Origin of the sequence: Amycolatopsis sp. NPDC024027 (assembly GCF_040638975.1) — a bacterium.
Lineage (GTDB): Bacteria > Actinomycetota > Actinomycetes > Mycobacteriales > Pseudonocardiaceae > Amycolatopsis.
This window is the reverse complement of record NZ_JBEZYY010000002.1, coordinates 479,891-503,104: the sequence shown is the minus strand read 5'-3', so window position 1 is coordinate 503,104 and position 23,214 is coordinate 479,891. Positions and strand designations below refer to the sequence as shown.

Annotated in this window: 23 protein-coding genes; 10 read left to right on the top strand and 13 right to left on the bottom strand. The window is 69.5% G+C overall.

Going from position 1 to position 23,214, the window contains the following annotated elements; genetic code table 11:
• Positions 1 to 35 precede the first annotated feature (35 nt).
• The 6 genes from gyrB to dnaA all read right to left on the bottom strand — a co-directional run bounded on the left by gyrB (position 36) and on the right by dnaA (position 8,678).
• Positions 36 to 2,003 (bottom strand): DNA topoisomerase (ATP-hydrolyzing) subunit B, encoded by a 1,968-nt coding sequence (gyrB, locus tag AB0F52_RS07220; protein ID WP_360165597.1) that lies wholly within the window; start codon positions 2,001 to 2,003, stop codon positions 36 to 38.
• Between the two features lie 197 nt (positions 2,004 to 2,200).
• A complete protein-coding gene (locus AB0F52_RS07215; RefSeq protein ID WP_103340202.1) occupies positions 2,201 to 2,704 on the bottom strand; it encodes a DciA family protein in 504 nt (167 codons plus the stop codon).
• Between the two features lie 220 nt (positions 2,705 to 2,924).
• Complete coding sequence (recF, locus tag AB0F52_RS07210; protein WP_360165593.1) at positions 2,925 to 4,079, bottom strand: DNA replication/repair protein RecF; 1,155 nt, start codon at positions 4,077 to 4,079, stop codon at positions 2,925 to 2,927.
• A gap of 37 nt (positions 4,080 to 4,116) precedes the next feature.
• Positions 4,117 to 5,007 (bottom strand): phosphogluconate dehydrogenase (NAD(+)-dependent, decarboxylating), encoded by an 891-nt coding sequence (gnd, locus tag AB0F52_RS07205; RefSeq protein ID WP_103340205.1) that lies wholly within the window; start codon positions 5,005 to 5,007, stop codon positions 4,117 to 4,119.
• Positions 5,008 to 5,037: 30 nt separating this feature from the next.
• Positions 5,038 to 6,171, bottom strand: a complete 1,134-nt coding sequence (gene dnaN / locus AB0F52_RS07200; protein WP_103340207.1) for a DNA polymerase III subunit beta — start codon at positions 6,169 to 6,171, stop codon at positions 5,038 to 5,040.
• Positions 6,172 to 7,049: 878 nt separating this feature from the next.
• Positions 7,050 to 8,678 carry a chromosomal replication initiator protein DnaA gene (gene dnaA, locus AB0F52_RS07195; protein WP_360165588.1) on the bottom strand — a complete coding sequence of 543 codons (1,629 nt, stop codon included), beginning with the start codon at positions 8,676 to 8,678 and terminating at the stop codon, positions 7,050 to 7,052.
• A gap of 603 nt (positions 8,679 to 9,281) precedes the next feature.
• Here dnaA and rpmH point away from each other — a divergent pair.
• The 9 genes from rpmH (at position 9,282) to AB0F52_RS07150 (ending at position 15,407) form a co-directional block, all read left to right on the top strand.
• Complete coding sequence (gene rpmH / locus AB0F52_RS07190) at positions 9,282 to 9,425, top strand: 50S ribosomal protein L34 (RefSeq protein WP_103340210.1); 144 nt, start codon at positions 9,282 to 9,284, stop codon at positions 9,423 to 9,425.
• A 19-nt stretch (positions 9,426 to 9,444) separates the two neighbouring features.
• Positions 9,445 to 9,882 carry a ribonuclease P protein component gene (rnpA, locus tag AB0F52_RS07185; protein WP_360165585.1) on the top strand — a complete coding sequence of 146 codons (438 nt, stop codon included), beginning with the start codon at positions 9,445 to 9,447 and terminating at the stop codon, positions 9,880 to 9,882.
• A gap of 5 nt (positions 9,883 to 9,887) precedes the next feature.
• Entirely contained in the window at positions 9,888 to 10,223 is a 336-nt protein-coding gene (gene yidD, locus AB0F52_RS07180; RefSeq protein WP_360165582.1) for a membrane protein insertion efficiency factor YidD, read from the top strand.
• Positions 10,224 to 10,228: 5 nt separating this feature from the next.
• Positions 10,229 to 11,377 (top strand): membrane protein insertase YidC, encoded by a 1,149-nt coding sequence (gene yidC, locus AB0F52_RS07175; protein WP_360165579.1) that lies wholly within the window; start codon positions 10,229 to 10,231, stop codon positions 11,375 to 11,377.
• A gap of 30 nt (positions 11,378 to 11,407) precedes the next feature.
• Entirely contained in the window at positions 11,408 to 11,962 is a 555-nt protein-coding gene (locus AB0F52_RS07170; RefSeq protein ID WP_014467902.1) for a R3H domain-containing nucleic acid-binding protein, read from the top strand.
• Between the two features lie 74 nt (positions 11,963 to 12,036).
• Entirely contained in the window at positions 12,037 to 12,582 is a 546-nt protein-coding gene (locus AB0F52_RS07165; RefSeq protein ID WP_360165575.1) for a DUF6886 family protein, read from the top strand.
• A gap of 145 nt (positions 12,583 to 12,727) precedes the next feature.
• Positions 12,728 to 13,411 (top strand): 16S rRNA (guanine(527)-N(7))-methyltransferase RsmG, encoded by a 684-nt coding sequence (rsmG, locus tag AB0F52_RS07160; protein ID WP_360165572.1) that lies wholly within the window; start codon positions 12,728 to 12,730, stop codon positions 13,409 to 13,411.
• A 56-nt stretch (positions 13,412 to 13,467) separates the two neighbouring features.
• Complete coding sequence (locus tag AB0F52_RS07155) at positions 13,468 to 14,412, top strand: ParA family protein (RefSeq protein WP_360165569.1); 945 nt, start codon at positions 13,468 to 13,470, stop codon at positions 14,410 to 14,412.
• On the top strand, positions 14,409 to 15,407 hold the full coding sequence (locus AB0F52_RS07150) for a ParB/RepB/Spo0J family partition protein (RefSeq protein WP_360165566.1): 999 nt from the start codon (positions 14,409 to 14,411) through the stop codon (positions 15,405 to 15,407). Before AB0F52_RS07155 ends, AB0F52_RS07150 begins: the two co-directional genes overlap by 4 nt.
• Before the next feature lie 134 nt (positions 15,408 to 15,541).
• Here the strand turns inward: AB0F52_RS07150 and AB0F52_RS07145 are convergent, their stop codons facing one another.
• Both AB0F52_RS07145 and AB0F52_RS07140 read right to left on the bottom strand, forming a co-directional pair.
• Entirely contained in the window at positions 15,542 to 16,486 is a 945-nt protein-coding gene (locus AB0F52_RS07145; protein WP_360165563.1) for a D-alanine--D-alanine ligase, read from the bottom strand.
• 22 nt (positions 16,487 to 16,508) lie between these two features.
• Entirely contained in the window at positions 16,509 to 17,846 is a 1,338-nt protein-coding gene (locus AB0F52_RS07140) for a PLP-dependent aminotransferase family protein (RefSeq protein ID WP_360165560.1), read from the bottom strand.
• 213 nt (positions 17,847 to 18,059) lie between these two features.
• Here AB0F52_RS07140 and AB0F52_RS07135 point away from each other — a divergent pair, with 213 nt between their 5' ends.
• On the top strand, positions 18,060 to 18,704 hold the full coding sequence (locus tag AB0F52_RS07135; RefSeq protein WP_013231060.1) for a GNAT family N-acetyltransferase: 645 nt from the start codon (positions 18,060 to 18,062) through the stop codon (positions 18,702 to 18,704).
• A gap of 210 nt (positions 18,705 to 18,914) precedes the next feature.
• Here the strand turns inward: AB0F52_RS07135 and AB0F52_RS07130 are convergent, their stop codons facing one another.
• The 5 genes from AB0F52_RS07130 to sigM all read right to left on the bottom strand — a co-directional run bounded on the left by AB0F52_RS07130 (position 18,915) and on the right by sigM (position 23,191).
• Positions 18,915 to 20,063 carry an N-acetylmuramoyl-L-alanine amidase gene (locus AB0F52_RS07130; protein WP_103340222.1) on the bottom strand — a complete coding sequence of 383 codons (1,149 nt, stop codon included), beginning with the start codon at positions 20,061 to 20,063 and terminating at the stop codon, positions 18,915 to 18,917.
• A gap of 282 nt (positions 20,064 to 20,345) precedes the next feature.
• Positions 20,346 to 20,669, bottom strand: coding sequence for a thioredoxin (gene trxA / locus AB0F52_RS07125; protein ID WP_003082899.1), 324 nt, complete (start codon positions 20,667 to 20,669; stop codon positions 20,346 to 20,348).
• Positions 20,670 to 20,704: 35 nt separating this feature from the next.
• Entirely contained in the window at positions 20,705 to 21,697 is a 993-nt protein-coding gene (gene trxB, locus AB0F52_RS07120) for a thioredoxin-disulfide reductase (protein WP_360165555.1), read from the bottom strand.
• Positions 21,698 to 21,773: 76 nt separating this feature from the next.
• Entirely contained in the window at positions 21,774 to 22,571 is a 798-nt protein-coding gene (locus AB0F52_RS07115) for a hypothetical protein (protein ID WP_360165552.1), read from the bottom strand.
• Positions 22,568 to 23,191, bottom strand: a complete 624-nt coding sequence (gene sigM / locus AB0F52_RS07110) for an RNA polymerase sigma factor SigM (RefSeq protein WP_034284380.1) — start codon at positions 23,189 to 23,191, stop codon at positions 22,568 to 22,570. The genes AB0F52_RS07115 and sigM overlap by 4 nt, the downstream gene beginning before the upstream one ends.
• Between the last annotated feature and the right edge of the window lie 23 nt (positions 23,192 to 23,214).

The window sequence follows — 23,214 nt, the reverse complement described above, 5'->3', positions numbered from 1 at the left end:
GGGGGCCTAGCGGGGGCGAAGAACGAGGAAGACGCCTACACGTCCAAGAAGCGCACGTCCTTGGCGTTGCGCGTGATGAACGAGCGGCGAGCCTCGACGTCCTCGCCCATCAGGACGGAGAACAGGTCGTCGGCCTGGGCGGCGTCGTCCAGGGTGACCCGGCCCAGCAGCCGGTTGGCCGGGTCCATCGTGGTCTCCCACAGCTCTTCGGCGTTCATCTCGCCGAGACCCTTGTAGCGCTGGATCGCGTCGTCCTTCGGGAGCCGCTTGCCCGCTTCGACACCCGCGCGGATGACGGCGTCGCGCTCGCGGTCGGAGTACGCGTACTCCGGCTCGGCCCGCGGCCACTTGATCTTGTACAGCGGCGGCCGCGACAGGAAGACGTGGCCGTGCTCGATCAGCGGCGTCATGAACCGGAACAGCAGGGTGAGCAGCAGCGTCGTGATGTGCTGGCCGTCGACGTCGGCGTCGGCCATCAGCACGATCTTGTGGTAGCGCAGCTTCGTGAGGTCGAACTCGTCGTGGATGCCGGTGCCGAGCGCGGTGATCAGCGACTGGACCTCGGTGTTCTTGAGGACGCGGTCGATGCGGGCCTTCTCGACGTTGATGATCTTGCCGCGGATCGGCAGGATCGCCTGGTACATCGAGTCCCGGCCCTCCTTGGCCGAGCCGCCGGCCGAGTCACCCTCGACGATGTAGAGCTCGCACTCCTCCGGCTTGGTGGAGCGGCAGTCCTTGAGCTTGCCGGGCAGGCCGCCGATGTCGAGCGCGCCCTTGCGGCGGACCAGGTCACGCGCCTTGCGCGCGGCCATCCGGGCCTGCGCCGAGGAGATCGACTTGTTGATGATCGTCTTCGCCTCGGTGGGGTTGCGCTCGAACCAGTCCGCCAGCCACTCGTTCGACGTCTGCTGCACGAACGTCTTGGCCTCGCTGTTGCCCAGCTTGGTCTTGGTCTGGCCCTCGAACTGCGGCTCGGACAGCTTGATCGAGACGATCGCGGCGAGACCCTCGCGCACGTCGTCACCGGTCAGGTTCGTGTCCTTCTCCTTGAGCAGCTTCTTGTCGCGCGCGTAGGTGTTGACGACGCGGGTCAGCGCGGCGCGGAAGCCCTCTTCGTGGGTGCCGCCCTCGTGGGTGTTGATCGTGTTGGCGAACGTGTAGACCGACGGCGTGAAGCCGTTGTTCCACTGCATCGCGACCTCGACCTCGAGGCCGGTGCCCTTCGCTTCGAAGGAGATCACGCTGGAGTGGATCGGGTCCTTGCTGCCGTTGATGTGCTTGACGAAGTCCTCGAGCCCGCCCGGGTAGCAGTACGTCTTCTCCTTGACCCGCGCGACCTTGCCCTCGGCGTCCGCCTCGGTCTCCTCGTCGGCGACGCGCTCGTCGCGCAGGGACAGCGTCAGTCCCTTGTTGAGGAACGCCATCTCCTGGAGCCGGCGCGAGATGGTCTCGAAGTTGTACGTCGTCGTCTCGAAGATGTTGCCGTCGGCCCAGAAGGTGATCGTGGTGCCGGTCTCGGACGCCGGGCCCAGGTCCTCCAGCTCGCCGGGGATCTGGTCGGTGTACACCTGACGCCAGCTGCGGCCGCCGTACTTGATCTCGGCGAGCAGCTTCGTCGACAGCGCGTTCACCACGGAGACGCCGACGCCGTGCAGGCCGCCGGACACCGCGTAGGAGTCGCTGTCGAACTTGCCGCCCGCGTGGAGCACGGTGAGCACGACCTCGAGGGTCGGCTTCTTCTCCTTGGGGTGCATGTCGACCGGGATGCCACGGCCGTCGTCGACGACGCGGACGCCTCCGTCGGCGAGGAGGGTAACCTCGACCTTGGTGGCGTGCCCGGCCATCGCTTCGTCGACGGAGTTGTCGACGACCTCCTGGACGAGGTGGTGCAGGCCGCGTTCACCGGTGGAACCGATGTACATGCCGGGGCGCTTGCGGACCGCTTCGAGGCCTTCGAGCACCGTGATCGACGACGCGTTGTACTCGTGCTTGTTCTCGGTCACCGGCGTTGTTTCTCCTCGTCTCGCCCGAGCGGACGCTCGCTCTCCTCCAGTGTACTTGGCCGCGTCTGCTGACATGCGGCAAGGACACCCCTGAACGCGTCACAGACGAACGAAATCGGTTCGAGCCGAGTCTTGACGTATCTCGGGAGGTCTGAATGCGTTCTCGGGGCATTCAACCGAGCAACGCGCAACCCGGGTCAGCCGTACGTGTCACGGGGGCCGCGACCCGGCACGTGACGGGGCCCTTTCCGCCAGCTCGGGGCGGTCGGACCCTGGATCCGCATCCGCTTGACGACGCCGTTGCCGACCCCCGCCGCGATCTTGTGCAGCAGCTTTCCCTGCAGCAACCGCAGCTGGGTGGCCCACGCCGTCGAGCTGGCGCGGACGGTGAGCTCGCCGTCCTTGAGCGCGACCGGCTGCGCGTGCTCGGCGACGTCTTCGCCGACCAGCCGCGCCCACTGGGCGAAGACGCGGGCGCTCGTGACGCTCTCGTTCCAGCCGCGGTCGCTCATCAGCCGGGAGACGAGCCGGCCGAGCGGTTGCGGGTCGCGCGCGTCCGCACCCGGGCCCGACCAGCGGCGACGCCGGGGACTCTGCCCACCGCCGGTGGCGGGGCGGCGCCGGCCGGGCGACGTACCGCGCTCCTTGGCCTTGGCCTTCGCGGCCTCCAGCGCGGCGTGCGCGAGATCGCGACCCGTCATCGGCGGCTCGTTCGGCCCAGCGGCGGCATCACGTTCCGTGTCCGAAGCGGGCTTGGAGTTCGACGAAGGGCCGTCGCCAGGCGTTTTGCGCCACCCATCTGGCCGCATGGTCACGCGGGGCGATAACTCATTCACCGTGTTATCCACACTGTCCACAGGTTTGTCCCCAGATCGGGTGCGCTTTGTGCCGCCCGTCACACGGGGTGCTCGATCGCCGTGCTCAGCCACGCGTGATCTCACCATCCGCCACCACGAACCGGGTGCCGGCCAGCTCCCCGGGCACGTCTTCGTCGACCGCGGCGGTCACCAGCACCTGTTCGGCGCTCGCGGCCACCTCGGCCAACCGGGCGCGGCGCTTGCGGTCCAGCTCGGCGAACACGTCGTCGAGCAGCAGCACCGGCTCGCCCGCCTCCGCGCGCAGCAGCTCGTAGCTGCCGAGCCGCAGCGCCAGCGCGAACGACCACGACTCGCCGTGGCTCGCGTAGCCCTTCGCCGGCGCCTCGCCCAGGATCAGCTCCAGCTCGTCCCGGTGCGGGCCGACCAAGCTGATCCCGCGCTCGAGCTCCGCTTTGCGGGCTTCGCCCAACGCCTTGAGTAAGACGTCCTTCAGGACCTCGGGTTGCGCCCGTTCGCCATCCGGTACGCCGTACGTTTCCGGCAGGGTGGCACCCAGCGACGACCGGTAGGCGATCTTCGCCGGCCGCGAGTCGGGTGCGACCCCCATGTACGCCGAAGCCGCGTGCGGCGCGAGGTCGGCGACGAGGTTCAGGCGCGCGGCGAGCAGCTCCGCGCCCGCCACCGCCAGGTGGTCGTCCCAGACCTCGAGCGTCGACAGCGCGTACGGGTCTTCGCGGCCCGTACGTCGTTTCCCGGCCGTCTTGAGCAGGGCGTTCCGCTGCTTCAGCACCTTCTCGTAGTCCGCCCGGACGCCGGCGTACCGCGGCGCGCGCAGCACCAGGAGCTCGTCGAGGAACCGGCGCCGCTCACCCGGGTCGCCCCGCACGAGCGCGAGGTCCTCCGGGGAGAACAGCACCGTGCGCAGGATCCCGAGCACGTCACGCGGACGGCCGACCGCGCCGCGGTTGACCCGCGCGCGGTTCGCCCGGCCGGCGGTGATCTCGAGCTCGACGGTCAGCTCGCGGTCGTCGTTGACCACCGCGACCCGCACCAGCGCGCGCTCGCAGCCGTGCCGGATCAGCGGCGCGTCCGTCGCGACGCGGTGCGAGCCCAGCGTCGCGACGTACCCGATCGCTTCCAGCAGGTTGGTCTTGCCGCGACCGTTCTGGCCGACCAGCACGGTCGGCCCCGGTTCGAGCGCGAGATCGGCCTGCGGCCAGGAGCGGAAGTCGGTGACCTGCAGGTGCCGCAGATACACTGTGCCTACTTTCGGGGGCCGCCTTTCGGGAGCCGCCCTACCCGCCGACCTTCTTCACGGCATGCCCGCCGAACTGGTTGCGCAGCGCGGCGACCGCGCGCATCGCGGCCGAGTGCTCCTGCCGCGAAGCGAACCGCGCGAACAGCGCGGCCGAGATGACCGGCGCCGGTACCGCGTTGTTGATCGCCTCTTCCAGCGTCCAGCGGCCTTCGCCTGAGTCCTCGACGTAGCCCTCGAGGTCGTCCAGCTCCGGGTCCTCGTCGAGCGCGCGCACGAGCAGGTCGAGCAGCCAGGACCGGACGACGGTGCCGCGCTGCCAGCCCTTGATCACGGCGGGCACGTCCTTGACGACCTTCGCGGCCTCGAGCAGCTCGAATCCTTCCGCGAAGGCCTGCATCATGCCGTACTCGATGCCGTTGTGGATCATCTTCGCGTAGTGGCCCGCGCCGACGTCGCCGGCGTGCGAGAAGCCTTCCTCGCGCGGGCCTTCCGGGCGCAGTGCGTCGAAGATCGGCATGGCCTTCTCGACGTCGGCCGCGGTGCCGCCGACCATCAGGCCGTAGCCGTTGTCCTTGCCCCACACGCCACCGGAGACACCGCAGTCGACGTAGCCGATGTTCTTCGCCGCCAGCAGATCGGCGTTCAGCTTGTCGTCGGTGTACTTCGAGTTGCCGCCGTCGATCACCATGTCGCCCTCGGCGAGCAGGTTGCTCAGCTCGGTGACGGTCTGGCGGGTCGGGTCGCCGGCCGGGACCATGATCCAGACGATCCGCGGGGCGTCCAGTTTGGACACCAGGTCCTCGAGCGACGTCGTGTCGGTGACGTCCGGGTTGCGGTCGTAGCCGACCACCTCGTGACCGGCCGCGCGCAGCCGCTCACGCATGTTGAAGCCCATCTTGCCCAGGCCGATCAGACCGAGCTGAACCATGAGATCCCCTTACGTGCTCGAGAAATGCGGTCAGCCCGGGAGACGGACCGGCATGAGGAGGTACAGGTAGCCGGGGACGACGTTGCCCTCGGCGTCGGCGGGCTTGATGAGCGCGGGCCGGTTCGGCGTGGTGAACGTCAGCTCCGCCCGGTCGCTGTGCAGCGCACCCAGGCCGTCGACGAGGTAACCCGGGTTGAACGCGATCGTCACCGGCTCACCTTCGTAGTCGACCTGGAGCTCTTCTTCGGCGCTGCCCTCGTCGTCGCCGCCCGCGGACAACCGCAGCGTGTTGTCCCCGAATTCCAGTCGTACCTGAGTCCCCCGCTCGGCCACCAGCGAAACGCGCTTGATGCTCTCCGTGAGAGCCGACACGTCGATCACCGCGCGCGACGTGTGCGACGCGGGCAGCAGCTGGCGGTACGGCGGGAATTCCGCGTCGAGCAGGCGGGTCGTCGTGTAGCGCCCGGAACCGGACAGGCCGAGCAGGCCTTCGCCGCTGGCGAGGGCGAGGCGGATCGTGGCACCGCTGGCGCCGAGCGTCTTGGCCGCCTCGGCGAGGGTGCGCGCCGGGACGAGCACCGCGGCGTCGGCCAGGCCCTCGGCGGGCTGCCAGGTGAACTCGCGCATGGCGAGCCGGAACCGGTCGGTCGCGACCAGGGTCAGCGAGCTGCCGGAGATCTCGAGCCGCATGCCGGTGAGCATCGGCAGCGTGTCGTCCTTGCCCGCGGCGACGACGACCTGGGTGACGGCCTGGCCGAACGCGTCGCCGGCGAGCTCGCCCGCGAAGGCGGGCTGGGACGGCAGCTGCGGGTAGTCCTCGACCGGCATGGTCGGCAGGGAGAACCGCGCGGTGCCGCACGTGATGGTGGCGCGCGAGCCGTCGACGGAGATCTCGACCGGCTGCGCGGGCAGCGCCTTGGTGATGTCGGCCAGGAGGCGCCCGGACACGAGCAGGCGGCCGCCGTCGGCGATCGTCGCGGGGACCCCGACCGTGGCGGAGACCTCGTAGTCGAAGCCGGAGACCGTCAGCGCGTCGGTTTCGCCGTCCGAACCGGCGTCGAGGAGGACACCGCCCAGTACCGGCACCGGAGGCCGGGAGGGGAGGCTTCTGGCCACCCACGCGACGGCGTCGGCGAGCCCGTCACGCTCGACGCGGATCTTCATGCGCGCATCCTTTCGACGATCGAGCCCCGTGCGGGCTCGGGCCAGGCCTCGTTCTCGAAGGGCAGAGACCGGCTGCCCCCTCCGGCCGGTCCGTCCTCCGCGTGAGCGGCCGGAGCACGGACCAGGTGCAGACATCCACGTTAGGCCGTCGCGGGCGCCGACGTCACCTCGGCCTCCCCTTGACTTTGTCGACATGACGACTCGATCTCGCGGCTGTCCCCAGATTCGGTCTCCGCCTGTTTTTGTTTTGTTCTCTCTCTTAGAAGATCTAAGGGCAGTAGCAGTAATAGGCGTTGTGGATTGTGTGGATTGAGCTCGTTTGCGCAGGTCGGACCGCTCGCGGGCGTGTGGGTAACCGTGGTGGCAGACCTGTGGGTAGATCGGGCCACCCGTGGATGGTTTCGGGCGGCGGGCGATCCGTCCACAATCGGGCCCAGTTGTCCCCACGGTTGTCCCCAGGTGTGGGGCGATTTGTACCCAGGGTCTGGGGGTGCCGGACGGGGTCCGAACCCCTCTTCCGAGTGATCGGCTCCTCCTGTGCACATCATGTGGGCAACCTGTGGAATCAGCGTGGACAAGGGTGTGGATGCGCTGTGGATCGGCTGTGGGCGGGATGTGGACGAAATCCGGGTCGCCGCTGGTCGGAGATCCGTTGGCACTGTGGGCAATCCGCTCACACCATGGGGAAACTTCCTTGTGTACAAACAATTTTCACGACTTTGGCGAAGCGCGCGTACACGCCTTCGCTGCTTCGCGGGCGTACGCGTGCTTCGGACGCTCCAAAGACGACGGCGTCCATTGACGATGGTGTCCACTGACGACAAAGGGGCGTCCACAGTGAGTGGACGCCCCGAAGTCGTTGGGAGGTAAGGGATGTGCTACTGGCGAGCGCGCTGCTTGATGCGCGAGGTCAGCTCCTGCACCTGGTCGTAGATCCGCCGGCGCTCGGCCATCTCCTTGCGGATCTTCTTGTCCGCGTGCATGACCGTCGTGTGGTCGCGGCCGCCGAACGTCTGCCCGATCTTCGGCAGCGACATGTCGGTGAGCTCGCGGCAGAGGTACATCGCGATCTGGCGGGACGTGGCGAGCGCCTTCGTCTTGCCGGGGCCGCACAGGTCGTCGAGCGTCACGTCGAAGAACTCGGAGATGACGCCCATGATGGTGGGCGCGGTGATCTCCGGGGCGTGGGAGTCGGGGATCAGGTCCCGCAGCACGATCTCCGCCAGCGCGGCGTCCACCGGCTGCTGGTTCAGCGACGCGAACGCCGTGACCCGGATCAGCGCGCCTTCGAGCTCCCGGATGTTCGCCTCGACGCGCGAGGCGATGAACTCCAGGACGTCGCCCGGCACCGCCAGCCTGTCCTGCGCCGCTTTCTTGCGGAGGATCGCGATGCGCGTCTCGAGCTCGGGCGGCTGGATGTCGGTGATGAGGCCCCACTCGAACCGCGTCCGCAGCCGGTCCTCCAGCGTCTCGAGGCGCTTGGGCGGCCGGTCGGAGCTGACGACGATCTGCTTGTTCGCGTTGTGGAGGGTGTTGAAGGTGTGGAAGAACTCTTCCTGCGTACCTTCTTTGCCTTCCAGGAACTGGATGTCGTCGACGAGCAGGATGTCGATGTCGCGGTAGCGCCGCTGGAAGGCGACCTTGCGGTCGTCGCGCAGCGAGTTGATGAAGTCGTTCGTGAACTCTTCGGTCGAGACGTACCGGACGCGCATGCCGGGGAAGAGCCGTTGCGCGTAGTGGCCGACCGCGTGCAGCAGGTGCGTCTTGCCGAGCCCGGACTCGCCCCAGATGAAGAGGGGGTTGTACGCGCGCGCCGGTGCTTCGGCGACGGCGACCGCGGCCGCGTGCGCGAAGCGGTTGGACGCGCCGATGACGAACGTGTCGAAGGTGTACTTCTCGTTCAGCTTCGTCTTCGACGTCTGCGGCTGCGCCGGCGCGGTGTACGGCTGGCCGGCGATCGGCTGGCCGGAGAACGTCGGCCAGATCTCGTGGACCGCGGCGAGCGCTTCGCCCTCTTCGTCGACTTCTTCGTCGGTGTCGTCGCCGTCGTCCGGCTTCGGCGCGCCGGCCTGGTGCGCCGGCATCGGCATCGGCGGCCTCGGCTGCGGGGGTTCGGCGGGCCGCGGCGGCGGCATCATCGGGGCGCCGTTGGCCGGCATCGGGGGGGCCGGTTCGGGACTCACGCCGTTTTCCACTCGGCCGGGTGACGGCGCGTAGTGGGGTGCGGGCGCCGGAGCGACGGCCTCGGCGCTGTCGACCTTCACCGCGAGCGAGATGGCGCGGCCGAGCCGCCGGGAGAGTGCGTCGGTGATCGCGCCGCGCAGCCCGCGTTCGATCGCTTCCTTCGCGAAGTCGCTGGGCGCCGCCAGGAGCGCCGTGCCGTCGAGCAGGCCGATCGGACGGGTCACGCGCATCCAGGCGCGCTGCTGGGGGGACAGGGTCCCGTCGGACAGTTCGCGTACCACCTGTTCCCAGATGACACCCAGATTGTGCTGGTGATCCGACACCTGTCTGGCTCCCCTCCCCTCGTCGGCGTGGACGGCCGAGCCGGCCCCGGAACTCCCCGGTCACTCCACCCGGCGATCACAGGAGACCTGTCCGCGCACCGGCACAGCGAATATCCACATAGTTGTCCACAGCTGTGCACTAATGTACGGCGACCCGCGGCGCCACCACCTGCGGGCTCGTCGTACGCCGGTGGGCACTCCACCACCCGGATACTCGTGCACCTCGACCGGTGACCCGAGAGAGGCACGCTAACAAGCCCCGCTCGTGGCCACAAGGCATCCTGGGCGGCCAGCATTTCACGGTGCACGGCCCGTTGCCATTCGGTGTCACGGCGTCGAACTCCGCGGGTGTGCCGGCCGGTCGCGTACCGTGGCCGAGGGGGTGCTTACCGGCCGCCCGACGGGGGTGCGTACCCTCGTAAGGTCTCCCGTATGCGACGGGTGCGTTTCGCGTGCCCACGTTGTCGTCGCTCGTCGTGACGAGGCCACACGTTGGTAGGAGACACCAGAGACTGCCGTGCGCCCGCACGACACGCCAGGTGGAAGAAGTAATTCTGCTTCCGGCGAGCGGGAACACGGACAACGCGAGACACAGGAGAAGCAGTGAGCAAGGGTAAGCGCACCTTCCAGCCGAACAACCGCCGCCGCGCGAAGGTCCACGGGTTCCGCCTGCGCATGCGGACCCGCGCCGGCCGGGCCATCCTGGCGGCCCGCCGTCGCAAGGGCCGCGGCGCGCTGTCCGCCTGATCGCCGGCCGAGGCGCGCCGTGCTGCCGGCTGCCGCACGCTTGCGGCGGAGTGAGGACTTCCGCGTGGTTCTCCGTCGCGGGTCCCGGGCAGGCAGGCGCCGCCTCGTCGTCCACGCGCTGACCACGGACCCGTCCGGGGCCGCCGACGCTGTGTCGTCGGCGGCCAGGGCGGGTTTTGTGGTGAGCAAGGCCGTCGGCAACTCGGTGGTCCGCCACCGCGTCAGCCGCCGGTTGCGTCATCTCGTTTCGGCCAGGCTCGGAACACTGCCCGCCGGCACCGCGTTGGTCGTACGGGCATTGCCGCCGTCGTCGACCGCTTCCAGCGCCGAGCTCGGATCCGATCTCGACGCCGCGTTGCGTCGGCTGGGGCTACTGTCGTCGCGCCGTCCGGCCGGGGATGTCCCCCGCCCGACGCGTCCCGCGGACGCGACCCCCGACCACGGATCAGCGGTGTGACCGGCATGCGAGCCACCCCCGAGCACGACCCAGCGCACGACCACCCCGATGACGACGTCGCCGAGCCCCCGCGGCCCGGCCCGGTCGCCTGGGTCCTGCTGCTCCCCATCAAGCTCTACCGCAAGGCGATTTCGCCGTTCCTCCCGCCGGCTTGCCGGTTCTACCCGAGCTGCAGCGCGTACGCAGTCGAAGCCCTCACCCGGCACGGTGCCGGACGTGGCTCCTACCTCGCGTTGCGCCGGCTGCTGCGCTGCGGCCCGTGGACGCCACCCGGCCGTGACCCCGTGCCCGAGACGTTCTCGTGGCGACACCGCAGACCTGAAACACCGATCGAGGAGTAGCAGCAGTGCTCGATTTCATCTACTACCCCGTGTCCTTCATCCTCTGGTGTTGGCACAAGGTCTTCGGGTTCGTCTTCGGGGAATCGACCGCGGTCGCCTGGATCCTCGGCATCATCTTCCTGACGTTCACGGTCCGCGGCATCATGTTCAAGCCGTTCGTGAACCAGGTCCGGTCGATGAAGAAGATGCAGGACTTCGCGCCGGAGATGAAGAAGATCCAGAAGAAGTACGCGAACGACCGGCAGCGCCAGGCCGCGGAGATGCAGAAGCTCCAGAAGGAGCACGGCGTCAACCCGCTGGGCAGTTGCCTGCCGATGCTTCTTCAGATCCCGGTGTTCATCGGCCTGAACCACGTCCTGCGCGCGTTCACGATGCCGCCGCCCGGTGGCGGGCCGAAGACCGAGAACTACTTCTTCAGCCAGCACGACGTCGAGTCCTACGTCAACGCGAAGCTGTTCGGCGTCAACCTCGGTGAAGCGGTCTACAACGGCGTCGGGGTCGTCAGTGGTGGCGCCACGAACGTCGGCTTCCACTGGAGCGTGCTCCCGGTCGCGCTGCCGCTGATGATCGTCGCGTCGATCGCCACGCACCTCACCGCGCGGCACTCGGTGGCCCGGCAGAACGCCGCGTCGGCCACCCCGCAGACCGCGATCATGAACAAGCTGACGATGTACATCTTCCCGCTCGGTGTCCTCGTCTTCGGTGCCCTGTTCCCGCTCGGCCTCCTCTTCTACTGGCTGGCGAACAACGGCTGGACCCTGATGCAGCAGCGCCTCGTCTACACGAAGATCGACAAGGAAGAGGCGTCCCGCAAGGCGGAGGCCGCGGAGAAGCGCGCGACGCTCGGCCCGAAGCCGGGCCAGAAGCCGACCGCGCCGAAGGTCGGCCAGAAGCCGGTCCAGCAGAAGAAGAACCAGTCCGCCCAGACCGGCTCGGCCAAGAAGGTGACGAAGGCGGGCTCGGCCCACGGCTTCGCGCAGACCACGCCGGCGGAGGCAGCCGCCGCTGCTGCCGCCGCCAAGGCGGACAGCGCGACCGTGGCGGACCCGGCGCCCGCCGAAGCAGGTGGCCAGAACGGCTCGAAGGACAACGGCACCGGCGTGCCGGGCCTTCTCAAAGACTCGACCAGGAAGTCGGGCCGGAAGCGCCGCTGAGGCGCGACCGGTTCGGAGAGGAGACGAATGATGTCGGAGACGATCGACACGATCGACGCCGATCAGGACGACGTGACCCCGGCCGACGGAGAAGCGGGCGAGCAGAAGGCTGGAGGTGGCGACGACATCCTCGTTCAGGAGGGTGACATCGCCGGCGACTACCTCGAGCGCCTGCTGGACCTGCTCGACTACGACGGTGACATCGACCTCGACGTGGAGGCCGGCCGCGCGATCGTGAGCATCGACGGCGGCGAGGACCTCGAGAAGCTCGTCGGCCCGCGCGGCACGGTGCTCGAGGCGCTGCAGGAGCTGACCCGCCTGGCGGTCCAGCAGGAGACGGGCTCCCGCAGCCGGCTGATGCTGGACATCGCGGGCTGGCGCGCGGACCGCCGCGAGGAGCTGCGCGAGCTCGGCCGCTCGACGGCGGAGTCGGTCCTGAAGAGCGGCGAGCGGGTGCGGCTGCAGCCGATGAGCCCGTTCGAGCGCAAGGTGGTCCACGACGCGGTGGCGACGGTTTCGGGTGTCACGAGCGAGAGCGAGGGCGAGGACCCGAAGCGCCGCGTGGTGATCTTCCCGGAGTCCTGAGACCCGGTTGCTCTGGAGCGGCCCCATCCGACTGGTTCGGGTGGGGCCGCTTTCTTGTGTGCTACGTGTGGCCCATGCGCCCCGCAGCCGGAGAGGTCCTGCACTTCTCGGAGGACCCGACGATCGCCCGCTTCGCCCCGCACGTCGCCGCGACGGCCCGTCAGCCGGAGGCGTACGTCTGGGCGGTCGACGCGGCGCGGGCGCCGGACTACTGGTTCCCTCGGCAGTGCCCGCGCGCGTTGGCTTGGGTGGGGCCGGAGACGGCGGAGCGGGATCGCGCGCTCCTCGGTCCGGGTGGCGGCTCCCGCGTCCACGCGATCGAGTACGGATGGCTCGAGGCGATGCGGACGGTCCGGTTGTTCGCGTACCGCTTCGCGGCTTCGTCGTTCCGGCCGTTCGGCGAGCACGCGCATGCGATGGTGGCGGTGACGCCGGTGGAGCCGCTCGGCCCACCTGAGCCGGTCGGTGATCTGCTCGCGCTCCACGCGTCGGCGGGAATCCAGCTGTGGGTGCTCCCCAACCTGTGGCCGTTCGTCGACGCGGCCGCTTCGAGCTCGCTGGGGTTCAGCGGCATCCGGCTGGCCAACGCGACGCCTCGACCGAGCGAATTACACGCGTGATGTTTCACGTGGAACGGTCCACGGCGGCGGCCGGCTGAGTGGAGTTGTCCACATCTGCGGACTGTCGGCTCGTTTTCTCCGGCTCATCGGGGACAATCGAACGAGCGCGGTTTCACGTGAAACCGGCGGACGAGGAGTAGGCGGAGTGAGCTTGGAGGAGGCCGCGGAGACCGTGCGGGCCGCGGCGGGACGAGTGTTCGGTGAACGCGTCGACCAAGCGGCCGGGTACGTCGAACTCCTGGAGCGGCATGGGGTCGAGCGCGGGCTGATCGGTCCGCGGGAAGTCGAGCGCCTGTGGGAACGGCACGTGCTCAACTCGGCGGTGATCGGCGAGCAGATGCCGCCGGGCGCTCGTGTCGTCGACGTCGGGTCGGGAGCCGGGCTTCCGGGTGTACCGCTGGCGATCGCGCGACCGGACCTCGATATCGTCTTGCTCGAACCGATGGCCCGCCGGGTGGACTGGCTGGCCGAGGTGGCCGAGAAGCTGGAACTCCCGATCACCATCGTCCGTGGACGCGCGGAGGAGCCGCCTGTGCGTGAGCAGCTCGGTGGCGCCGACATCGTCACCGCTCGCGCGGTCGCCCCGCTCGCTCGTCTCGCGGACTGGTGCCTGCCGCTGGTCCGTCCCGATGGCTTCCTGGTCGCCCTCAAGGGCGCCAGCGCGGCGGACGAGATCGAGCGGGACGGTGCCGCCATCCGCAAGGCCGGCGGGGCCGATCCGCTCATCGTCGAGTGTGGTGCGGGGGTCCTGGAGGTTCCCAGCACGGTCGTGAAGATCCGTCGTCTGCCGACAGCAAGCAAGCCGAAGGCGCGGAGCAGGAAGCGTTAACGGGCCGCGATGTTCCACGTGAAACGTAGCGACTCGACCACCGACCAGACGTCTAGATGGAGGAGGTGTCGAGACCGGTGAATCCCCCGCCGTCCGACTCCACGGAGACCAGCCACGACGTGGGCTGGACGCCGATCGCCGAAGAAGCCGCCCGCGCCGCGCGTCTGCTGCATCCGGAACGGACGCTTCCCCGCCCCGGCCGCCGTCGCGTGATGACCGTCGCCAACCAGAAGGGCGGCGTCGGCAAGACCACCAGCACGGTCAACCTCGCCGCCGCGCTCGCGGTCCACGGGCTCAAGACGCTCGTCGTCGACCTCGACCCGCAGGGCAACGCGAGCACCGCGCTCGACGTCGACCACCGCTCCGGGACGCCCTCCATCTACGAGGTGCTCATCGGCGAGGTGACGCTCGCGGAAGCGGCCCAGCCAACCGAGCAGTCCCCCAACCTCTTCTGCGTCCCCGCGACGATCGACCTCGCCGGCGCCGAGATCGAGCTCGTCTCGATGGCGTCCCGCGAGTCCCGGCTCAAGGAGGCCATCTCCTCGGAGATCCTCGACGAGATCGGCGTCGACTACGTCCTCATCGACTGCCCGCCGTCGCTGGGCCTGCTGACGGTCAACGCGATGGTCGCCGCGCAGGAGGTGCTCATCCCGATCCAGTGCGAGTACTACGCACTGGAAGGTCTCGGGCAGCTGCTGAGCAACATCGAGCTCGTGCAGCAGCACCTCAACCGCGAGCTCCGCGTCTCGACGATCCTCCTCACCATGTACGACGGCCGGACCAAGCTGGCCGACCAGGTGACGAACGAGGTGCGGAACCACTTCGGCGACACCGTGCTGAAGACCGTCATCCCCCGCAGCGTGAAGGTGTCCGAGGCACCCGGGTACGGCCAGACCGTGCTCGCCTACGACCCCGGTTCACGCGGGGCGTTGAGCTACGTCGACGCGGCCAAGGAGATCGCTGAGCGCGGCGCGCAGATGGAGAAAGGTAGTTCGACATGACCGAGCGTCGAGGAGGGCTGGGGCGCGGCCTCGCCGCCCTGATCCCGACCGGACCCACCGGTGGTGGTCCCCTGCCCGCACCCGGCGACACGGCGGCGGACAAGAAGGCGGCCGAGGAAAAGGGCTGGTTCGCGGCGAACGGTCAAGCGCAGCAGCACGCCGGTGAGGTCGCCGGCGCGGTTTACCGCGAGATCCCCGTCGGCTCGATCAAGCCGAACCCGAAGCAGCCGCGCCAGGTCTTCGACGAAGAGGCGCTCGCCGAACTCGAGCACTCGATCCGCGCGTTCGGGCTCATGCAGCCCATCGTCGTCCGCGAGCTGGGGAACGACGAGTACGAGCTCGTCATGGGCGAGCGGCGGCTGCGCGCATCGCAGCAGGCCGAGCTCGAGGCGATTCCGGCGATCGTCCGGCAGACCGCCGACGAGTCGATGCTGCGCGACGCGCTGCTGGAGAACATCCACCGCGTCCAGCTGAACCCGCTCGAAGAGGCGGCCGCGTACCAGCAGCTGCTCGACGAGTTCGCGGTCACCCACGAGGAGCTGGCGAGCCGGATCGGCCGCAGCCGGCCGGTCATCACCAACACGATCCGGCTCCTCAAACTCCCCCTGCCGGTGCAGCGCCGCGTCGCCGCGGGCGTGCTCTCCGCCGGGCACGCGCGGGCGCTGTTGTCGCTGGAGGACGCCGAAAGCCAGGAAGAGCTCGCCACGCGCATCGTCGCGGAGGGCATGTCGGTGCGGGCGACCGAGGAAGCCGTCACGCTCAAGAAGAGCGAGAAGCCGGCGAAGCCGAAGCCCGCGCCGCGCAAGCCGATCCAGGCGCCGGGGTTGCAGGAGCTCGCGAACCGGCTCTCGGATCGCTTCGACACCCGCGTGAAGGTCGACCTCGGTCGCCGCAAGGGCCGGATCACGCTCGAGTTCGGGTCGGTCGACGACCTCGAGCGCATCGTCGCGATCATCGATGCGAATGGGGCAAATCAGACACCGAAAACCGATTAGGGGATCACCCCAGGGTGTTTCGTCACGGTGATGATTGCTCATCGCAGCCGTGGCAGACACGGCAAGTGATCATCGCCCCGAACGCGAAAAAGGCCACCGCGGAGGTTCCGCAGTGGCCTTTCGCTTGCGAAGGGTCAGCGAGAAATCGCGCGCCCGATGAGTTCGCCGAACACCGTGCCGAGCGACTTGCCCGCCGCGTCGATGGCCATCGGAACGGTCGACGTCTCGGTGAGGCCCGGCGACGGGTTCACTTCGAGGAAGTGGACCGTGCCGTCCGCGGCGACGATCGCGTCGGTCCGCGAGATGTCCCGCAGCCCGAGCACGCGGTGGGCGGCGACGGCGAGTTCGGCCGCCGCCTTGGCCGCGGCGTCGTCGAGCCGGGCCGGGGTGAAGAAGTCGGTCAGGCCGGCCGTGTAGCGGGCCGTGTAGTCGTACACGCCGCTCTCCGGGACGATCTCGACCGCGGGGAGGGCCTCGGGCCCGTTCTCGCCCTCGATGACCGTCACGGCCACCTCGACGCCGTCCACGAACCGCTCGGCGAGCACGGTGTCCCCGTAGGCGAAGCAGCCGACCATCGCCGCCGGCAGTTCCGCCGCTTCGCGCACCACCTGCGTGCCGAGCGCCGAGCCGCCCTGGTCGGGCTTGAGGATCAGCGGCAAGCCGAGCGTCTCCACCATCGCGTCGAGCACCGCCTGGGCGCCGAGCTCGCGGAACGTGCTGTGCGGCAGCACCACCCAGCCCGGCGTCGTGAACCCGGCGTTCTCGATGAGCGCCTTCGCGGTCGGCTTGTCCCACGCGCGGCGGCAGCCCTGGGAGCCGGTGCCGACGAACGGCACGTCCAGCATCTCCAGCACCGTCTGCACCGAGCCGTTCTCGCCCTCGCCGCCGTGCAGGGCGACGACGACCGCGTCCGGGCGCTGGGTGCGCAGGCGCTCCAGCAGACCGGCGTCGGTGTCCCACTCCTCGATGCCGAGGCCCTCGGACTTGAGCGCCGCGGAGAGCCGTCGCCCGGACCTCAGCGAGACGTCACGTTCGTGCGAAAGCCCGCCGGCGAGCACGGCAACGGTACGGTCGACCACCGTGGAAACTCCTTAGAATGAGCTAGACCGTGTCCGGGGACGGGTTCTGCGGTCCCTGGATCTGGCGCGAAACCACGTTACCGAAGGTGCGGGCGAGGTCCATTTCGGACTCGAGCACCGCGGCCAGCCGCCGCACGCCCTCCCGGATGCGCTCCGGCGTCGGGTAGCAGTAGGACAGCCGCATCTGGCGGCTGCCGAACCCGTCGGCGTAGAAGCCGGTTCCGGACGCGTACGCCACCCGGGCGGTCACCGCGCGCGGCAGCATCGCCTTCGTGTCGACGCCTTCCGGCACCGTCACCCAGACGTAGAAGCCGCCGTCCGGCTTGGTCCACGAGCAGCCCGGGGGCAGGTACTGGTCGAGCGCGGAGAGGATCGCGTCACGCCGGTCACGGTAGTTCTCGCGGAACTTCTTGATCTGGCCCTTCCAGTCGTGCGTGGCCAGGTAGCGCGAGACGATCATCTGGTTGAACGTCGGCGGGCACAGCGTCGCCGACTCCGCGGCGAGCACGAGCTTCTCGCGCACGGCGTGCGGCGCGAGCACCCAGCCGACGCGCAGGCCGGAGGCGAACGTCTTCGAGAACGAGCCGAGGTACACGACGTTGTCGGGATCGGTCGACCGCAGCGCCGGGTACGTCTGCCCGTCGAAGCCGAGCAACCCGTACGGGTTGTCTTCGACGACCAGGACGCCGTGCGTGCGGCAGATCTCCAGGATCTCCGCGCGGCGCTCGACGGCCAGCGTGACGCCGGCGGGGTTGTGGAAGTTCGGGATCGTGTAGAGGAACTTGACCCGGCGGCCGGCCTTCTCCGTCCGGTCCAGCGCCTCGCGCAGCAGCTCCGGCACCAGGCCGTGGTCGTCCATCGCCACGTGCACGACCTGCGCCTGGTAGGCGGCGAACGAGCCCAGTGCGCCGACGTACGAGGGACCTTCGGCGATCACGACGTCACCCGGGTCGCAGAACAGCCGCGTGACCATGTCCAGGCCCATCTGCGAGCCGACGGTCACCACGACGTCGTCCGGGTGCGCCTTGATGCCCTCCAGGGCCATGATCTCGCAGATCTGCTCACGCAGCGCCGGAACGCCGTGCGCCGAGCCGTACTGCAGCGCCACCAGGCCGTCTTCGGCGATGATCTCGGCCACCTGCGCCGACAGCGTGTCGAGCGGGAGCGCCGCCAGGTTCGGCATGCCGCCGGCCAGCGAAACCACCTCGGGCCGGCTGGCCACCGCGAACAGCGCCCGGATCTCGGAGGCGGTCATCCCCGCGGTGCGCGCGGCGTACCTCTCGAGGTGCGGGTCGAGGTTCTGACGGCCACTGGGGTTTTGTCGGCCACTGTGCGGCTTGCTGGGGCGGTTCTCGGTCATCGACGTTCACCCGGGGCTAGGCGGACACGGTCACTCCCGCGGGAGCTGGTAGATCCCATCGAGTGTAACCGGGCACCCATCAGGACCCCCTGGCCTTTCGGTGCTCGTCACATCGGCCTATCCTCGACCATGGCTCTCGTGTTCGTGCCGTGGATCTCGCGCGGCTTGACGAGCGGGGCAGCCGGTCGGGAGCGCAGGTCAGGGAGGTCGCGAGTGTCGCGTCGCGTCGTGGGCGTCACACTGGACAACCTGGAGCACCTGCCGAAGAGCTGTCGCCGGTGCGTGTACTGGGAGCTCGCCCCCCACCTCAAGCACCAGGCCGAGGAGTTCGGCGCGACCGAGGTCGAGAAGGAAGCCTGGGTCTCGAGCGTGCTGCTCGAGTGGGGTTCCTGCGGCCGCATCGTCTACAGCGACACGCTGCCGGTCGGGTTCGTGCTGTACGCCCCGCCGAACGCCGTCCCGCGCGCCCTGGCCTTCCCGACGTCGCCGCCGAGCGCCGACGCCGTCCTGCTGACCGCCTTCCAGGTGCTCCCGGAGTTCCGCGGCGGTGGCCTCGGCCGGATGCTCGTCCAGGCGGTCGCCAAGGACCTGACCAAGCGCGGCGTCCGCGCCATCGAGGCGTTCGGCGACGCTCGTCCCGACGAAGCCGACCCGGACGGCGGCCACAGCTGCGTCCTGCCGGCGGCGTTCCTCCAGAGCGTGGGCTTCAAGACGGTCCGCCCGCACCAGAAGTGGCCGCGCCTGCGCCTCGAGCTGCGTTCGGCGATCACCTGGAAGGAAGACGTCGAGGCGGCCCTGGAGCGGCTGCTCGGCCAGGTGACCATCACCACCGCCGAGCCGAGCCTCGGCCGCGCCTGATCGCTCATCCGCAAACGTTTGCGCCTGCGGTTCGGCATGCCCGAACACGGGTGTGCGCGACTGTGGAAGAAGTGCCGAGTTATCCACAGAGCCCTGATAGGAGCGGTGGAAAAGCTGTGGAGAACTACCCCGAAACCTGGGGACGCGCACGTGGCGTCCCCAGGGGTGGTGGGGCAGGTGAAGGAGAGCCGCTAGGGGTTGTGGTCGGCCCTATTCGGCCTTCGCGAGCTCGTGCGCCAGGACGTCGGCGAACGTGAAGGTGCCCGTCGGCTGGTCGCCTTCGCCGAGCAAGTACAGGCGCTTGACGGCGATCAGGATGCCCTCCGCGACGATGTCGCGGAACGCCGGGTCACCGAGCTTGCGGGCGTCGTCCGGGTTCGTCAGGTAGCCGATTTCGATCCGGACCGCCGGGCAGCGGGTGCGGGTGAAGATGTCCCACGACTTGTAGTGCGTGCGGTTGTCTTGCAGGCCCGTGCGGGCCGCGACCTCGCGCTGGATGAAGCCGGCCAGCAGCTCGCCCACCGTGGACGTCGTGCCGTTGCCGTTGCCGAAGTGGAAGCTCGCGACGCCCTGCGCGCGTGGCGAGGCGTTCTTGTCGCTGTGCAGCGAGAGGAACAGGTCGGCGCCCGCGTCGTTGGCGAACTTGGCGCGCTCCAGCTCGGTGGGGCTCTGGTTCGGGCCGCGGGAGATCAGCGCCTCCATGCCGGCGGCCTTCATCCGGCCTTCGAGCCGACGGGCGAGGTCCCACGCGATGTCGGCCTCGCGCAGGCCGCCGGCGACCACGCCGAGGTCGTCGCCGCCGTGGCCCGGGTCGATCACGATGCGCTTGCCGCGCAGCCGCGGCCCGGCCTGGCGCACCTGCTCCTGCTCGCGCAGGAACACGGGGCGCCCGCCCCGGGCCCGCGGCGATGACAGGCGGTGCAGCTCGCGGATGGTCGCCGGACCGCACATGCCGTCCGGCGTCAGGCGCATGTCGCGCTGGAACGTCTTGAGCGCGCGCTCGGTCTGGGGACCGAAGTAGCCGTCGGGGCGGCCGGCGTCGAAGCCGAGCTCGGTGAGCCGCTCCTGCAGGGTGAAGACATCGTCGCCGTGGACGGGCGAGGCGATCATGTACGACAGCGGGCGGCTGCCCAGGTGGTAGCTGGCGCCCTTGAGCGCCTGGAACGTAGCCGGACCCACGATGCCGTCGGTCATCAGCCCACGACGCTGCTGGAAGGCACGAACGGCGTGCTCCACGGCGACGTCGAACGTGTCGTAGTCGTCGGTACCGGTGACCGGCGGGAGCAGGTCCATCCCGGCCAGGATGGACCTGATCTCGGCGACGTCCGGACCGGCGTCACCGCGGCGGAGTACCCGCATGCACTCCTCGCTCTTCCTCAGGCACCGGATTCGGTGGCTCGGTGCGTGGCAGGATTTCGGAAAACCTTCGCTGGGACGAGCCCAGGTCCTCTATTGTGCCTTGCCAACTCTGGGTGACAGCGTAGGCCCGGTAGGTTCGTCAAGGACCCGTTCGTGGAGTACCCACGGTGGCCGCTGTCACGCTCGATTAAGCAACATCGTTGAGATTAGCCCGAATGACGAACGAACCCGGGGCCCGCAGGAGGATTCCCGCAGGCCCCGGGTTCGCCGGGCTGGTTCGGTTCAGAGGACGTCGGCGAGGTCCGACAGCAGCGCGGCCTTCGGCTTGGCGCCCACGATCTGCTTCACCGGCTTGCCGCCCTGGAACAGGATCAGCGTCGGGATCGACATCACCTGGTAGTCACGCGGCGTGTTCGGGTTCTCGTCGATGTCGATCTTGGCGATGGTCAGCTTCTCGCCGTTCTCGGCCGCGATCTCCTCGAGCACCGGGGCGACCATCTTGCACGGGCCGCACCAGGTGGCCCAGAAGTCGACGAGGACCGGCTTCTCGCTGGTCAGGACCTCGTCGACGAACGTCGCGTCGGTCACCTTGACGGTGTTGGCCATGGTTTCTCCTTCAGGGGTGGTTGAACGCCGGAAAGTCAGTTGGTGCCCGCGCCGTAGCCGCCGCCGACGAGCTCGGCCGCCTCGTGCGCGTCCGATTCGCCGTGCTCCGCGAGCCATCGTTCCGCGTCGATCGCGGCGCTGCACCCGGAACCCGCGGCGGTGATCGCCTGCCGGTAGGTGCGGTCCACCAGGTCACCGGCCGCGAAGACGCCGTCCAGGTTCGTGAACGAGGTCCGTCCCTGGGTCAGCACGTAGCCGTCCTCGTCCAGCTCGACCTGCCCCTTCACCAGCTGGCTGCGGGGGTCGTGCCCGATCGCGACGAAGAAGCCCGACACGTCGAGCGTCGACTCGGAGCCGTCCTTCGTGTCCTTCAGCTGCAGGGCTTCGACCTTGCCGTCACCGAGCACCCCGGTGATCTGCGAGTTCAGCTTCCACTTGATCTTCTCGTTCGCGCGGGCGCGCTCGATCATGATCTTGGACGCGCGGAACTCCTCACGCCGGTGGACGATCGTGACGGACTTCGCGAACTTCGTCAGGAAGGTCGCCTCCTCCATCGCCGAGTCGCCACCGCCCGCGACCACGATGTCGTGGTCGCGGAAGAAGAAGCCGTCACAGGTCGCACAGGCCGACACGCCGCGGCCGAGCAGCTCCTGCTCGCCCGGGACGTTCAGGTACCGCGCAGCGGCACCCATGGCGAGGATGACCGCGCGGGCGGCGTAGCGCCGGCCGTTCGCGACGACGTACTTGACGTCCCCGGTCAGCTCCAGCGACTCGACGTCCTCCGCGCGGAGCTCGGCTCCGAAGCGCTCGGCCTGCTTGCGCATCTCCTCCATCAGGTCCGGACCCATGATGCCGTCGCGGAACCCGGGGAAGTTCTCGACCTCGGTCGTCGTCATCAGCGCGCCGCCGAACTGCGTACCCTCGAACACCAGCGGTTCCAGCTGGGCCCGCGCCGCGTAGACGGCAGCGGTGTATCCGGCAGGACCCGACCCGACAATGATCAGGTTCCTGATTTCCTCGGCAGCCACCGTGACCTCCGCTCGTAGTGACCTGTACCAGGCTCAACACGATCGTAGGTGGCCATGTTCCCGCGGGTGACAGCCGCTACTTCTCCCCGACGACCTTGTCGAACAGCACGGCCGGATTTCCGGGCCCGCAGTCGGCGCCGAAGGCCACCAGGCGGAACTGGGCCAGCTTGCCGGTGGTCAGGATGATCATCACGCCGGCCTTGCCGCCGACGTTCACCGGGCGGATGCCCTCCGGGCGCACCTTCGGGTCCAGCCCGGCGGCCGCGATGCAGGCGTCGAGGCGGCCCTCGTTCTGCAGCGGGCCGAAGTCGCGGACGCCGATCGCCTTGCCGACCAGGGCCTGCGCGCCGGCGCCGTCGTTGCCCACGGACGGGCCCGTCGGGGCCGCCACATTCGGGGTGCCTGGCTGCTGCGCGGTGTCCGGGATCGCGATGGTCACGGCGACGATCGCCGCCGCGGCCGCGGTCAGGACGCCGGCGGCCCAGCCGAGCCGCTTGTTCCGGCGCCGCCGGGCCGCCGCGAGGTCCAGTACCGGGGCGTTCCCGGACCCGGCCTGCCGCGGTGCCTGCGTGGCGCTTCGGGGACCGGCCTGGCCGGGAAAGGCGGCCGCTGCTTCGGCGGCGAGCGCCGCGTCCAGCCGGGCGGCGAACTCCGCGGGCATCCGCGGGGCCGGCGCGTCCGCCAGCGAGGCGAGGTCGGCCTGGGTGGCGTCGAGGGCGTCCAGGACCGCCCGGGCTTCGGGATCGGCGTTGACCAGCGGCCACAGCTCCGCCGCGCGCGTGTCGTCCAGGACACCGGCGTGGAGGTCGGCGAGCACGTCGACAGACCAGGGCGGACCGATGGTCCCCCCGATCCCCCGGCTTTCGTCCGTCATCGTCCCTCCCCGCTACCCGGCTGACGCCCGGCCCGTTTGCTTTCGTGAGTTGGGACGTTCGCAATCGCATCGGGGTTCCGCAGGTGCCCGAGAACCTTCGCGAGTTTCCCGCGGCCCCGTGCGCACCGGCTCTTCACCGTGCCCTCGGCGATGCCGAGCATCTTGGCCGTCTCGGCGACGGAGTATCCCTCGACGTCGACCAGCACGATCGGGGCACGCTGGTCTTCGGGCAGCTGGTCGAGCGCCTCGCGCACGAGCAGGCTGGTCTCCCGCTCGGCCATCGAGTCGCGGGGTGTGGCGGGCTCGTTGAAGCCGGTCTCCGGCAGCGGCACGGTCGGGCGCGCCTGGCGGCGGCGGATCCGGTCGAGGCAGGCGTTCACCACGATCCGGTGCAGCCACGTCGTGACCTGCGACTCCGCCCGGAAGTTCCCGGCCGCGCGGAACGCCGAGATAAAGGCGTCCTGCAACGCGTCGGCGGCCTCTTCCGGGTCGCGGACCGTGCGCAGCGCGACCGCCCACATGCGGTCGCGATGTCGCTGGACGAGTTCGCTGAACGCATGAGGGTCCCCCGCGGCGTGAGCCGCTATCAGATCCGCATCCGTGGGAGCTGCAGCTGTCACCCGCGAGAGCCTACTGACCCTGT

Coding starts and splice junctions, on each gene's coding strand:
- trxA (WP_003082899.1), bottom strand. CDS start 20,669: ATGGCCAACACCGTCAAGGTGACCGACGCGACGTTCGTCGACGAGGTC.
- AB0F52_RS07155 (WP_360165569.1), top strand. CDS start 13,468: ATGGAGGAGGTGTCGAGACCGGTGAATCCCCCGCCGTCCGACTCCACG.
- gnd (WP_103340205.1), bottom strand. CDS start 5,007: ATGGTTCAGCTCGGTCTGATCGGCCTGGGCAAGATGGGCTTCAACATG.
- AB0F52_RS07150 (WP_360165566.1), top strand. CDS start 14,409: ATGACCGAGCGTCGAGGAGGGCTGGGGCGCGGCCTCGCCGCCCTGATC.
- AB0F52_RS07130 (WP_103340222.1), bottom strand. CDS start 20,063: ATGCGGGTACTCCGCCGCGGTGACGCCGGTCCGGACGTCGCCGAGATC.
- AB0F52_RS07165 (WP_360165575.1), top strand. CDS start 12,037: ATGCGCCCCGCAGCCGGAGAGGTCCTGCACTTCTCGGAGGACCCGACG.
- AB0F52_RS07170 (WP_014467902.1), top strand. CDS start 11,408: ATGTCGGAGACGATCGACACGATCGACGCCGATCAGGACGACGTGACC.
- AB0F52_RS07140 (WP_360165560.1), bottom strand. CDS start 17,846: ATGACCGAGAACCGCCCCAGCAAGCCGCACAGTGGCCGACAAAACCCC.
- AB0F52_RS07215 (WP_103340202.1), bottom strand. CDS start 2,704: ATGACGGGTCGCGATCTCGCGCACGCCGCGCTGGAGGCCGCGAAGGCC.
- yidD (WP_360165582.1), top strand. CDS start 9,888: ATGCGAGCCACCCCCGAGCACGACCCAGCGCACGACCACCCCGATGAC.
- AB0F52_RS07115 (WP_360165552.1), bottom strand. CDS start 22,571: ATGACGGACGAAAGCCGGGGGATCGGGGGGACCATCGGTCCGCCCTGG.
- dnaN (WP_103340207.1), bottom strand. CDS start 6,171: ATGAAGATCCGCGTCGAGCGTGACGGGCTCGCCGACGCCGTCGCGTGG.